The organism is Chryseobacterium sp. sg2396 (assembly GCF_042610505.1).
Lineage (GTDB): Bacteria > Bacteroidota > Bacteroidia > Flavobacteriales > Weeksellaceae > Chryseobacterium.
On sequence record NZ_JBHGAQ010000020.1, the window covers coordinates 1 to 14,178 of the forward strand.

Consider the following 14,178-nt stretch of genomic DNA (forward strand, 5'->3'; position numbering starts at 1 on the left):
CGGGACGGTATGGTCTTTCTGGAAACCTTTGTAATGTTCAGAAAGTAAACAAGTACAGAGAAGCGGATTCTCAATGTTTCCGTAAAAATGACAATAATTGATATAAGACTAAAGGGAAGGAGCGATCCGGATCTTTAGTCTTTTTTTGTATAAATTCATAAATCCGATTTAACCTTTAAGATGCTTTCTGTTCTAAGAACAGGGAATACGGTGTAATGCTGCGGATCAACTATTTTCAACAAATTAAACATACAGGCATGAAAAAATTCCGTTTTATTCTGCTATTCTTTATTTCCTTACTGTGTCACGGACAGCCTACAGACAGCCTACGTATGACAGAATGTGGCAAACAGCTGAAATCTTTTTATCTGGGGATGGATGTCCTTCAAAAATGGCAGGCCGGGCAGCATATTAACTGGAAGACAGGTGAGCCGGATGATCCTGATGCAGTTTCTGGAATAAGGACCCACTGCAGTGCTTTCGTGGCAGCAGCCTGTGAACGCCGCGGAATTTACATTCTGAGGCCGCCTGAACATAAGCAGGAATTGCTTGCCAATGCTCAGGTTAAATGGTTGAATTCGGATCCGGCAAAAGAGTTTGGATGGCATCCTATTGTAAAGAATATTTTATCCGAAGCCCAGAAAATGGCTGATGAAGGCTATATTGTCGTAGCGTGTGCGCAAAATCCGGACCGGCACAAACCGGGGCATATCGCATTGGTTATGCCGGCAGATCTTTCTTCACAGCAGATTCAGCAGAATGGGCCCATGCTTATTCAGTCGTCCACAAAAAACAGTATAGATGCATGGTTCCGCAATGCATTCAGGCATCATATTGCAGACTGGAATGCTCCTACAGATAACGTGCTGTTTTTTTATAATGATAAATTACTCTGTTCCGGAAACAATACATAATAAATGGCCGGCATTATTCTTCAAAGCATCAATATATTGATGCTAAAATATATTGATTTCTTATTTTTTAAAGCTGAAAAGACTGAATTTAACCACGACAAATCTAGAGATTTCTTGACGCTAAATAAGTAAAGTTTGTTTATTTTGGTTGAAGTACCTTAAGAGAAATCAATAAAAAACATCAAATTAAAATTTAAACAGGTCTAAGCGTAAGAATAGAATTTTTCAAAATCAACTGCATTTCTGTTAAAGAAAAATATTGGAAACAAGGTGGTTGCATTTGTATATATTAATAAATTTTTCTATCTTTGCAGTCTCTTTTGGCGCGAATAATTGTATACATATCTATAAAATATTGAATATCACCTCTTTCATGATCGTGAAGGAGACTTCTTGTTTTATAGATGTGGTGGCGGTTCTGCCTCAAAAGTAGTAAAAATATTTTGCATTACGCTGTGAAAAGATATACCAGTGTTGCAGTTAGAGAAAAATCAAAGACGGAGTTAAAAAGTTTAAGGTTCTTCGTGAGCGCCAAAACACTTTTGCCTTTTCATTTAACCCTGTTGCCGGTTCTTTTCTGATATTTTTTAATGAATCAAAATATTTTTTAACCTTTCTTAAAAGTTTTATGAGTAAAACAACACCTACAACTAGGGGAAATCAGAGAGTAAATTTCTCTTCAGCGAAAGGAAAAATCATCACGCCGGACTTCCTGGATATCCAGATCGAGTCTTTCTCTGAGTTTTTCCAGCTTGATACGCTACCTGAAGATAGAAGAGATGAGGGTCTTTACAAGACTTTTCAGGAAAATTTCCCAATTACGGATTCCAGAAACCAATTCGTATTGGAATTCCTGGATTATCTGGTAGATTCTCCACGTTATTCAATCGATGAGTGTGTGGAAAGAGGATTAACATATTCTGTGCCTCTTAAAGCGAGACTTAAATTGTATTGTACAGACCCGGAGCACGAGGATTTCCAGACCGTGGTTCAGGATGTATATTTAGGCCCGGTTCCTTACATGACGCCTAGCGGATCTTTCATCATCAACGGTGCTGAAAGGGTAATCGTTACGCAGTTGCACCGTTCACCCGGTGTATTCTTCGGACAGACTTACCACGCCAACGGAACCAAACTTTACTATTCCAGAATCATTCCTTTCAAAGGATCCTGGATGGAATTTACAACCGATATCAACAGCGTAATGTACGCGTATATCGACCGTAAGAAAAAATTACCGTTAACCACCTTGTTAAGAGCCATCGGTTACGAATCTGATAAGGATATCCTTCAGATCTTCGACCTTGCTGAAGAAGTGAAAGTTTCCAAAGCTGCTCTTAAAAAAGTAGAAGGAAGAACATTGGCTGCGAGAGTTTTGAACACCTGGTTCGAAGATTTCGTAGATGAAGATACAGGAGAGGTAGTTTCTATCGAAAGAAACGAGATTATCCTGGATAGAGAAACCATTCTTGAAAAAGAACATTTGGATCTTATTCTTGATGCTGGCGTGAAATCTATTTTGATTCACAAAGAAAACAGCAACGAGTTCTCTATTATCCAGAATACCTTACAGAAAGACCCTACCAACTCTGAAAAAGAAGCGGTGGAATATATCTACCGTCAGCTAAGAAATGCAGATCCGCCAGATGAGGAAACGGCAAGAGGAATCATTGAAAAATTATTCTTCTCCGAGCAAAGATATTCATTAGGTGAAGTAGGACGTTACAGACTAAACAAAAAGTTAAGCCTGAATATTCCTACAACAACCGAAGTTCTTACCAAAGAAGATATCATCGCGATTGTAAGACACTTGATCGAGCTGGTAAACTCAAAAACGGATGTTGATGATATCGACCACTTATCCAACAGAAGGATTAAAACCGTTGGTGAACAGTTGGCAGGACAGTTCGGTGTAGGTCTTTCAAGAATTGCAAGAACCATCAAGGAGAGAATGAACGTTAGAGATAACGAAATCTTTACCCCGCTTGATCTTGTGAACGCGAAGACGTTAACGTCAGTAATCAACTCATTCTTCGGTACCAACCAGCTGTCTCAGTTCATGGACCAGACCAACCCGTTATCAGAGATTACTCACAAGAGAAGATTATCTGCATTAGGGCCTGGAGGTTTATCAAGAGAAAGAGCAGGTTTCGAGGTGCGTGACGTTCACCATACCCACTACGGAAGAATCTGTCCGATTGAAACTCCGGAAGGACCGAACATCGGTTTGATCTCTTCTTTAGGGATTTATGCTAAAATCAACAGACTTGGTTTCATCGAAACCCCATACAGAAAAGTAGAAAACGGTAAAATCGAACTTTCGGCAGATCCGATCTATTTAAATGCTGAAGATGAAGAATCTAAAGTAATTGCTCAGGCCAACGTTGAATTGAGCGACAACGGTGAATTCAAAACCGACAGGATTATTGCAAGACTGGATGGTGATTATCCGGTAGTGGAGCCTAACCAGGTAGACCTTATCGACGTAGCACCGAACCAGATTTCCGGTATTTCCGCTTCATTGATTCCTTTCCTGGAGCATGATGATGCGAACCGTGCCTTGATGGGATCCAACATGATGCGTCAGGCCGTTCCGTTATTGAAGCCGCAGGCTCCGATCGTTGGGACAGGGCTTGAACAGCAGGTAGCAAGAGATTCAAGAATTTTGATCAATGCTGAAGGTACCGGTACGGTAGAGTATGTAGATGCCGACAGAATCGTAATTAAATACGAAAGAAGCGAAGACGAGGATTTGGTACAATTCGAGTCCGCTACAAAAACATATAACCTGACTAAGTTCAGAAAAACCAACCAGAGTACAACCATTACCCTGAGACCAAACGTAAGAGTTGGAGATGTGGTAGAAAAAGGACAGGTGCTTTGCGACGGGTATGCTACTGAAAAAGGAGAATTGGCCCTTGGTAGAAACCTGGTGGTTGCGTTCATGCCTTGGAAAGGATACAACTTCGAGGATGCGATCGTAATCAATGAAAAAGTAGTTCGTGAAGACTGGTTTACTTCCATCCACGTGGATGAATATTCTCTTGAGGTTCGTGATACCAAACTGGGTATGGAAGAACTTACGGCAGATATTCCGAACGTATCCGAAGAAGCAACCAAGGATCTTGATGAAAACGGGATGATCAGAATCGGGGCTGAAGTGAAGCCTGGTGATATTATGATCGGTAAGATTACTCCGAAAGGGGAATCCGACCCGACTCCGGAAGAAAAACTTCTTAGAGCGATCTTCGGTGATAAAGCCGGTGATGTGAAAGATGCTTCATTGAAAGCAGACTCTTCACTAAGAGGAGTGGTGATCAATAAGAAATTGTTCTCCAGAAACATCAAAGACAAAAAGAAAAGAACGGAAGAAAAACTTAAGCTTGAAGAAATTGAAAACACTTACAAAGCTAAGTTTGATGAGTTGAGAAATACTTTAATTGAAAAATTAAATACACTCGTAAGCGGTAAAACTTCTCAGGGGGTTAAAAATGACCTTGATGAAGAAATTATCGGCAAAGGGGTGAAATTCACTCACAAATTATTGACTTCTGTTGAAGACTACGTAAACGTTAGCGGTTCAGACTGGACGGTTGATGCAGATAAAAATGAATTGATCAAGCAGTTGATCCACAACTACAAAATCAAGTACAACGATATCCAGGGGGTTAAAAACCGTGAGAAGTTTGCGATCTCCATCGGAGACGAATTACCTGCAGGTATCATGAAACTTGCTAAAGTGTACATCGCTAAGAAACGTAAACTGAACGTAGGGGATAAAATGGCAGGACGTCACGGTAACAAGGGTATCGTTTCGAGAATCGTTCGTGAAGAAGATATGCCGTTCCTTGAAGACGGAACACCGGTAGACATCGTATTGAACCCGCTTGGGGTACCTTCCCGTATGAACATCGGACAGATCTATGAAACTGTTCTTGGATGGGCAGGTCAGAAATTAGGATTGAAGTTTGCCACGCCGATCTTCGACGGAGCAAGCCTTGACCAGATTACTGAATATACTGAGAAAGCAGGTCTTCCTAAATTCGGTCATACTTATCTTTATGACGGTGGTACCGGAGAAAGATTTACACAGGCAGCTACCGTAGGGGTAATCTACATGCTGAAACTGGGTCACATGGTTGATGACAAGATGCACGCCCGTTCTATCGGTCCTTACTCACTGATTACGCAGCAGCCGTTAGGAGGTAAAGCGCAATTCGGAGGTCAGAGATTCGGAGAGATGGAGGTTTGGGCTCTTGAAGCATTCGGAGCATCCAATATCCTGAGAGAAATCCTGACCGTGAAGTCGGATGACGTGATTGGTAGAGCAAAAACTTATGAAGCCATTGCAAAAGGTGAATCGATGCCTGAACCGGGTATCCCTGAATCATTCAATGTATTGCTTCACGAGTTACAGGGTCTTGGATTAGACGTAAGACTAGAGGAATAATTTTAAATTTTAAATTATCAATGCCGGATGGAAACATCCGGAAATTAATCTAAAATCTAAAATCTAAAATTTAAAATCTAACAAATGTCAAATAAAAATAAATCAAGTAGATTTAATAAAATAACCATCGGTTTAGCTTCTCCGGAATCGATTCTTCAGGAATCGAGAGGGGAGGTTCTTAAGCCGGAAACCATTAACTACAGAACGCATAAGCCGGAAAGAGACGGGTTGTTCTGTGAAAAAATCTTCGGTCCCGTAAAGGATTACGAATGTGCTTGTGGTAAATACAAGAGAATTCGTTACAAAGGGATCGTTTGCGACCGTTGTGGAGTAGAAGTTACGGAGAAAAAAGTACGTAGAGAAAGAATCGGACATATAAACCTAGTAGTTCCAATTGCGCACATCTGGTACTTCCGTTCTTTGCCGAACAAAATCGGTTACCTTTTGGGAATCCCTTCCAAGAAATTGGATATGATTATCTACTACGAAAGGTATGTAGTGATCCAGCAGGGTATTGCTAAGAAATTAGACGGTTCCGACTTCGAAAATATGGAGTTCTTAACGGAAGAAGAGTACCTTGATATCATGGAAACACTTCCGATCGAGAACCAGTATCTTGATGATTCTGATCCAAACAAATTCATCGCTAAAATGGGTGCTGAAGCGGTTGAGGAATTATTAAAAAGAATCGATCTTGATGCATTGTCTTTCGATTTAAGACATAAAGCTCACAACGAAGGTTCAAAACAGAGAAGAACTGAGGCTTTAAAAAGATTGAATGTTGTAGAAGCATTGAGAGGCGCTAATACAAGAATGATCAACAAGCCTGAGTGGATGATCATGCGTGTGCTTCCTGTAATCCCGCCGGAATTGAGACCATTGGTTCCGTTGGATGGTGGACGTTTCGCAACTTCCGATTTAAATGACCTTTACAGAAGAGTAATCATCAGAAACAACCGTCTGAAGAGACTATTGGAGATCAAAGCTCCGGAAGTAATCTTGAGAAACGAGAAGCGTATGCTTCAGGAATCTGTAGATTCACTGTTCGATAACACAAGAAAATCTTCTGCGGTAAAATCTGAATCCAACAGACCGTTGAAATCCCTTTCTGATTCATTGAAAGGTAAGCAGGGTCGTTTCCGTCAGAACCTATTGGGAAAAAGGGTAGATTACTCGGCGCGTTCGGTAATTGTTGTAGGTCCTAACTTACAGCTTCACGAATGCGGTATTCCTAAAGATATGGCGGCGGAACTTTACAAACCGTTCATCATCAGAAAACTGATCGAAAGAGGAATTGTAAAAACCGTAAAATCAGCAAAAAGAATCATCGACAGGAAAGAACCTGTAGTATATGATATCCTTGAAAACGTGATGAAAGGCCACCCGGTTCTTCTGAACAGGGCACCTACGCTTCACAGACTGGGGATCCAGGCCTTCCAGCCTAAAATGATCGAAGGAAAAGCAATCCAGCTTCACCCGTTGGTAACAACGGCCTTCAACGCGGATTTCGACGGTGACCAGATGGCGGTACACTTACCGTTGGGCCCTGAAGCGATCCTTGAAGCACAGTTACTGATGTTGGGTTCTCAGAACATCCTGAACCCGGCGAACGGTTCTCCGATCACCGTACCTTCTCAGGACATGGTTCTTGGTCTTTATTTTATGACCAAAGAATTAAGCTCTACCGAAGAGATGAAAGTGAAAGGTGAAGGTCTTGCCTTCTACTCTCCTGAAGAAGCGGAAATCGCTTATGCGGAAGGAAGAGTATCTTTAAATGCTAAAGTACGATGTAGACTTCCGGTTAAAGAAAACGGAGAGATCGTAACCCGACTGATCGAAACTTCCGTAGGTAGAATCTTATTCAACCAGATTGTACCAAAGCAGGTAGGATATATCAATGAGCTTTTAACGAAGAAATCATTAAGAAATGTTATCGGTAAGATCCTTGCAGATACGGATTTCCCTACAACTGTGAAGTTCCTGGATGCGATGAAAGACTTAGGGTATTCAAACGCATTCAAAGGAGGTCTTTCTTTCTCATTGGGAGACATTGTAGTTCCTGTTGAGAAAAAGCAGATGATTGCTCAATCTATTGAAACAGTAGACGAAATCAGAGCCAACTATAACATGGGTCTTATTACCGATACTGAACGTTATAACCAGGTAATCGACGTTTGGACGAACACCAACGCAGGATTAACGGAAATGATCATGAGCAGAATGAAAACCGATCAAGGTGGTTTCAACTCTGTATACATGATGCTTGATTCCGGGGCGAGGGGTTCCAAAGAACAGATCCGTCAGTTATCCGGAATGAGAGGTTTGATGGCCAAGCCGCAGAAAGCCGGTTCTACCGGAGCGGAGATCATCGAAAACCCGATCCTTGCCAACTTTAAGGAAGGCCTTTCCATCTTGGAATACTTTATCTCTACCCACGGAGCCCGTAAAGGTCTTGCGGATACCGCTCTTAAGACGGCCGATGCCGGTTACTTAACGAGAAGATTGGTAGACGTTGCACAGGACGTTATCGTTACAGAGGATGACTGTGGAACTTTAAGAGGTACGGAAGTTACCGCGCTTAAGAAAAATGACGAGATCGTTGAAAGAATCTCTGAAAGAATCTTAGGTAGGGTATCACTACACAATATTTATGATCCTGAAAGCGATGAGCTAATCATCAATGCAGACGAAGTGATCAACGAAGTATTTGCCAGAAGAATTGAAGAAGCTGGACTGGAAGCGGTTGAAGTACGTTCGCCGTTAACCTGTGAAGCGAAGAAAGGAATCTGTGCAAAATGCTACGGTAGAAACCTGGCCACAGGTAAAACCATCCACATGGGTGAGGCAGTAGGGGTAATTGCAGCACAATCCATCGGGGAACCGGGTACTCAGCTTACGTTGAGAACCTTCCACCAGGGGGGTACTGCAGGAAACGTTTCCGAAAACCCATCCATCGTGGCCAGAAGAGACGGTATCGTTGAAATGGACGAAATCAGAACCATTACTTCTGAAGATGAAAACGGTAACACGGCCGAGGTTGTGGTTTCCCGTTCAACGGAATTCAGATTGGTGGCAGATAACGAATCCAGAACACCATTGATGGTAGCCAACGTACCTTATGGATCGATATTGGCTGTAAAACCGGGTGATAAAGTGAAGAAAGGGGATGTGATCTGTAAGTGGGATGCCTACAACGCAGTAATCATTGCTGAAACTTCCGGTAAGGTAGAATACGAAGATATTATTCAGGGTATTTCATTCCAGCTGGAAATAGACGAAGCTACAGGTTTCGAAGAAAAAGTAATCTCCGAATCCAGAAACAAGAAAGCCGTACCTACCCTGAAAGTGGTAGACTCTAAAGGAGTTGAACAGAAAGCATACAACTTACCGGTAGGAGCCCACTTAATGGTAAATGATGGTGAGAAGATCAAGGCCGGTAAAGTCTTAATCAAGATCCCGAGAAAATCTGCAAAAGCAGGGGATATCACCGGAGGTCTTCCGAGAGTTACCGAATTATTCGAGGCAAGAAACCCATCCAACCCAGCGGTGGTTACAGAAATCGACGGGGTAGTTTCTTACGGAAAGATCAAAAGAGGTAACAGAGAACTTATCGTTGAGGCCAAAACTGGAGAAAGAAAAATTTATTTAGTTAAATTATCCAACCAGATCCTCGTACAGGAGAATGACTTTGTGAGAGCAGGTTCGCCGCTTTCCGATGGATCCATTACTCCGGACGATATCTTAAGAATTAAAGGTCCAACAGCAGTTCAGGAATATCTGGTAAATGAAATTCAGGAAGTTTACCGTCTTCAGGGGGTAAAAATCGACGATAAGCACTTCGAAATCATCGTAAGACAGATGATGACCAAAGTATCGATCGTAGATGGAGGGGATACCCAGTTCCTTGAAGGAGCTCTTGAGCATAAATATGACTTCCTTGAAGAAAACAACAGGGTATTCGGTCTTAAAGTAGTAGTGGACGCAGGAGACTCTAAAGTATTCCAGCCGGGACAGATGATCACGGCAAGAGAATTGAGAGACGAAAACTCCAAGCTGAAACGTGAAGACCAGGCTTTGGTTCAGGTAAGGGAAGCTTTACCGGCTACAGCAACTCCTGTATTGCAGGGTATTACAAGAGCAGCTCTTCAGACCAAGTCCTTCATGTCTGCCGCATCGTTCCAGGAAACCACAAAAGTACTGAACGAAGCTGCAGTAGCAGGTAAAGTAGATGATCTGAACGGTCTTAAGGAAAATGTAATTGTAGGACACAGAATCCCTGCAGGTACAGGTCTTAAGGAATATCAGAATGTGATCGTAGGTTCTAAAAAAGAATTCGAAGATCTTAACTAAAATTAATGATTCGGAAATTTGAGGTTTGGATTTATTTTTATATTTTCACAACCTCAAAATTTCGAATAAAAAAATATTTATAACAAATGGACAACAATCAAAATCCACAAGACGGAAACATCAACATCGAATTGAACGAAATGGTAGCAGCGGGTATCTATGCTAATTTAGCTTTGGTAAACCACTCTCCATCTGAATTCGTAGTAGATTTCATCCAGTTAATGCCAGGTGTACAACAGGCTAAAGTAAGATCAAGAGTTATTCTTGCTCCGCTTCACGCTAAAAGAGTACTTTCTGCTCTTCAGCAGAACATTGCTAACTATGAGCAGCAATTCGGAGAAATCAAAGAAGTTGAGCCTTTCGTATTAGGAGGAAACAACGTACAAGCTTAAGATTTTTTCTTACATAAAATAAGATGCCCCGATTATTCGGGGCATTTTTTGGTTCTCAATTTCAGACCCGAATTTTGATAATTCACAGGTATTTGACGTTACTGTTTAACGATTATTAAAATTTTATGTATTTTTTATATAATTGCGTTGATACTTAGTATATTTGGTAGAAAATATTGAAAATGAAAGTATCTTTTATTTTTTGTGCGATGCTCTGTACTGCAGCAAGCTTCTATGCACAGGAGAATACCCTTCATAAAAACCAGAAACATCTTCAGGAGCTGTATGCCAAATACAACAAAGGCCTGAAAAAACAGCATAAGGTAGCAAAATCAGCAGGCATTCCGCCAAATCCTTATAATGAAGAAGACTATAAAAGAACAATGGATCCCGTAACCGGTGACAACGGCTTTTATAAGCTTGCCGCACTGAACCGGGAAATCGAACAGGGAAAATATGCGCCTACTAAACCTATGTCTTTCATTACCGGGAGCGGATCTTCAACCGGAAAAATTGTAAATGAGCCGTGGATCGAAAGAGGTCCTTACAGTGTCGGAGGAAGAACCCGAGCAATTATGTACGACCCCAACGATCCTGCCGGCAAAAGGGTTTTCGCAGGAGGTGTTTCCGGAGGACTTTGGGTAAACCAGGATCCTTCCGTAAGCACTAATGAGTGGACACCGCTGAGCACATTCTGGGCAAATACTTCCGTTTCGTGCATCGCTTATGACCCAAACAATCCGCAGGTTATTTATGTCGGAACCGGGGAGGCGCCTACGGCCGATGCTATCGGTTCGGGAATTTGGAAGTCTACCAACGGAGGAAATACCTGGAACCAGATTTTCACTATCACGCCAACCTATTCCGGAAACGTAAGAAGCGGAAACTTTTACATCAATGACATTAAAGTCAGAAATAATGCAGGGGTCTCGGAAGTCTATGCAGGGGTGAGTGGCAATTACAACGACGGAGCCTATCAGGGGCTGGCTCAGGCAGGATTGTACAAGTCTACCAATGGAGGGGCTACTTTCATAAAAAACACCAGTCTATTAGCACTCAATACAACCAGCGGTACAACAAGCTCCACAGGATATTCCATTCAGCAGATCGAAATCGGGGCCGATAATTCCGTATGGGTTTCCACCCGGTCGTCAAGATACTCCAATATAGACTCAGGAGGAAGAATCTTAAAATCTGCAGACGGAAATACTTTTAATGAAGTTTATAATGTCGGAAATTCCGGGGCCCGGGTGAACTTTACGCTTTCCAGAACGGATGCTAATAAAGCGTATGCCTTTATGCAGGGAGCAAACAGTACGTCCGAACCGATCCGTATCGCCAGATCTACAGATGGCGGGACAACCTGGCAGGCTACCAGCGATGCTTCTCCCGTCATTACTCTTCCTACAGCTGCGGATACCAGTATTTCGGCCAACGACTTCACAAGAGGGCAGTCTTTTTATGATCTGATTATCGCTACCGATCCCTTAGATGATAATACGGTATATATCGGGGGAATCGATCTTTACAAATCTACGGACGGCTGTACCACCTGGAGCCAGATCTCAAAATGGTCGAACAACAACAATATGGCCAATCTGCCGGTTTCCCAGGTTCATGCAGATCAGCATGAGATCGTCTTTAATCCGTTCAATAACTATGCAACCAATCAGATGATGTTTGGGAATGATGGCGGAATCTATTTTGCATCGAATAAAAATACCATTGGAACAGCAGGTGGTTTTGCCCCCAGAAACACAAGATACAACGTTACGCAGTTTTATACGGCGATGCTGAATCCTATTAAAACCCCTGCTAATGAAGAACTATTGGCAGGAGCCCAGGATAACGGTTCATGGTGGCTCTATGGTGTCCCGCAGGCCAATAATTTTTTAACCAGTCAGTTGGCTACTTCCGGTGACGGGATGTACACGGAATATGATGACCTGGATAATTATGAGATTGCCAGCTACGTTTACAATAATCACTATCTGCTGACAAACAGCAGCTATTACCTGATCTCTAGCGCAAACAGAAATGCATATGGGCATTTCGTGAATGAAATTGCCCTGGACCGCATCAATAATGTCTTTTATTCTTACCGTTTAGGCTTAACTATTTTCAGAACAGGAGGCTTGTCCGCAACTTCCACAACGTTTACCAATGTTGTCATGACGGTAGGAACGGCACAAACGAACGAGCAGATTTCCTGGATGAAAGTTTCTCCCTACACAACAGCCTCTACGACATTATTTGTAGGAACCAACTTAGGAAGAATCTTTAAAGTAACCAATGCCAATACCACATCGTTTGCGGCATCCGTACTCACGACGCCGGCAGTAGGAACCATTTCGGACATCGAATTTGGAGCCAACGAAAACGAAATTATCGTAACACTCTCCAACTATAATGTCACAAGTGTTTTCTATTCCACAGACGGCGGGACGACATGGCAGAATAAAGAAGGGAATCTTCCGGATATGCCGGTAAGAACCGTCCTGAGAAATCCTGATGATGCCAATGAAGTGGTCCTGGGAACAGAAATGGGCGTGTGGGGAACCACCAACTTCCTTTCTGCATCTCCAACATGGGCTTCAATCACAGGGAATATCGGAAATGTAAGAGTAACAAATCTGGATTACCGTCCTTCCACAAGAACCGTTTTGGTTTCCACCTACGGAAGAGGAGCATGGACGACCCAGAATACGACAGTTACTTTAGCAACCGGAGAAGTGAAATCCAAAAAAGACGAGACGAGAATTTACCCGAATCCATCCAAAGGGATTTCACACTTAAGATTTAATTCCGATAAATATAGTTCGGTGGATATTAGTATTTTCGATGCATCAGGAAGACTGGTTTACACGAAGAAAAATGTAAAATCGGATGAAGAGTTCGGCCAGAGGCTGACGCCCGGAAATTATATCCTAAAAGCCGAGTCTAAAGGCGAAGCGATCTTCAGTGGAAACTATCTGGTATTGGGCAAGGTAAGTGATGACGGAGACGATGACTAAAAAATGAATAATCAAATATTCATAATACTATTCTGGATGCTGGCGTTTTCCTGTAAAGCGCCAGTTTCTTCTGTGTATCAGGATGATGTAACTTTAATTTCTGCCCAAAAATCAGAATGGTTCGGAGGAAGGCCGGGCATAAGAGGAGCAATGTATACGGTTATCTTAAAACCAAAAAACAGCAAGGATTATATTAAGGTCAAATCTTTTAAAGCAGAAGGAAATACAGTGCCTTTTACCCAAACCAATTCAGGAAATGTGGTGACCGTTAAAGGGAATTTTCAAATTACCGATAAGACAGATATGCCCGACTATTCACCTCCGGGATCCTCTGTGAAGAGGCCGGAAAAACAGAGTAACACAAATCCAAAAGAAAATTGGATTGAATACTCAATAAACAATTCTAAAAGAAAATACAGAATCATGATTCCCAAATTTAATTCCATTGAACCTGAGGGAGAATTAATCCCACGACGACCCTAATTTCTTCTTTTTGAATAAAAAACTATTTTTTATATCTCTGTTTCTTCCTTTGATAGTCGTATTGATGAATATGATCTACCCTGTTATTTCCTGTATTAAGCACGAAATATACGAAAGAACACAGGATCATATGTCAAAATACAACATCAATACATCTGAGGCCGTTTATTTTTCAGAAAAAGACCTGGCAAATGCTGAATGGAAAGAAGAAAAAGAATTTATCCTCAACGGATTTTCCTACGATATCATTAAGGTTGATCTTAAAAACGGACAGAAACAGTATCAATGTTATGTTGATAAAAAAGATATTGTGCTTAACTCCATCCTGAAGTTCTCAGGATTGTTCGCTTCCAAAAAAGTATATGCATGGCGGCATTTCAGTCTTCCTTTTCACAATAAAAAAATCATAAAGACATCAGGTTTTTTTATGCTTATGGACGTGGGGCAGCTGCTGTTTTTGACCTTTAATCTTACATCAGAACCGTATTATTTTAAAAGATTTGAAAATTCATACAGTCGGTCGGTAAGCATTCCGCCTCCGGAAGAATTTTTTAAAACTTCATAAACTTTTAAAC

Annotated in this window: 7 protein-coding genes; all 7 read left to right on the forward strand. The window is 41.7% G+C overall.

The features are described 5' to 3' along the window. Nucleotides 1-257 precede the first annotated feature (257 nt). Entirely contained in the window at nucleotides 258-914 is a 657-nt protein-coding gene (locus tag ACED20_RS17980) for a hypothetical protein (protein WP_345766565.1), read from the forward strand. Nucleotides 915-1,542: 628 nt separating this feature from the next. Beyond that, nucleotides 1,543-5,364: a DNA-directed RNA polymerase subunit beta gene (rpoB, locus tag ACED20_RS17985; RefSeq protein ID WP_378106137.1), complete on the forward strand. Its 3,822-nt coding sequence runs from the start codon at nucleotides 1,543-1,545 to the stop codon at nucleotides 5,362-5,364. A gap of 84 nt (nucleotides 5,365-5,448) precedes the next feature. Continuing rightward, nucleotides 5,449-9,714: a DNA-directed RNA polymerase subunit beta' gene (gene rpoC / locus ACED20_RS17990; protein ID WP_294230385.1), complete on the forward strand. Its 4,266-nt coding sequence runs from the start codon at nucleotides 5,449-5,451 to the stop codon at nucleotides 9,712-9,714. 86 nt (nucleotides 9,715-9,800) lie between these two features. Further along, nucleotides 9,801-10,106 carry a DUF3467 domain-containing protein gene (locus ACED20_RS17995; protein ID WP_027375539.1) on the forward strand — a complete coding sequence of 102 codons (306 nt, stop codon included), beginning with the start codon at nucleotides 9,801-9,803 and terminating at the stop codon, nucleotides 10,104-10,106. A gap of 182 nt (nucleotides 10,107-10,288) precedes the next feature. Beyond that, the gene (locus ACED20_RS18000; protein ID WP_378106138.1) at nucleotides 10,289-13,120 is read left to right on the forward strand and encodes a T9SS type A sorting domain-containing protein; all 2,832 of its coding nucleotides are present in this window, start codon (nucleotides 10,289-10,291) and stop codon (nucleotides 13,118-13,120) included. Nucleotides 13,121-13,123: 3 nt separating this feature from the next. Beyond that, on the forward strand, nucleotides 13,124-13,603 hold the full coding sequence (locus ACED20_RS18005) for a hypothetical protein (protein ID WP_294266067.1): 480 nt from the start codon (nucleotides 13,124-13,126) through the stop codon (nucleotides 13,601-13,603). Nucleotides 13,604-13,613: 10 nt separating this feature from the next. Further along, the gene (locus ACED20_RS18010) at nucleotides 13,614-14,168 is read left to right on the forward strand and encodes a hypothetical protein (protein ID WP_378106141.1); all 555 of its coding nucleotides are present in this window, start codon (nucleotides 13,614-13,616) and stop codon (nucleotides 14,166-14,168) included. Nucleotides 14,169-14,178 lie beyond the last annotated feature (10 nt).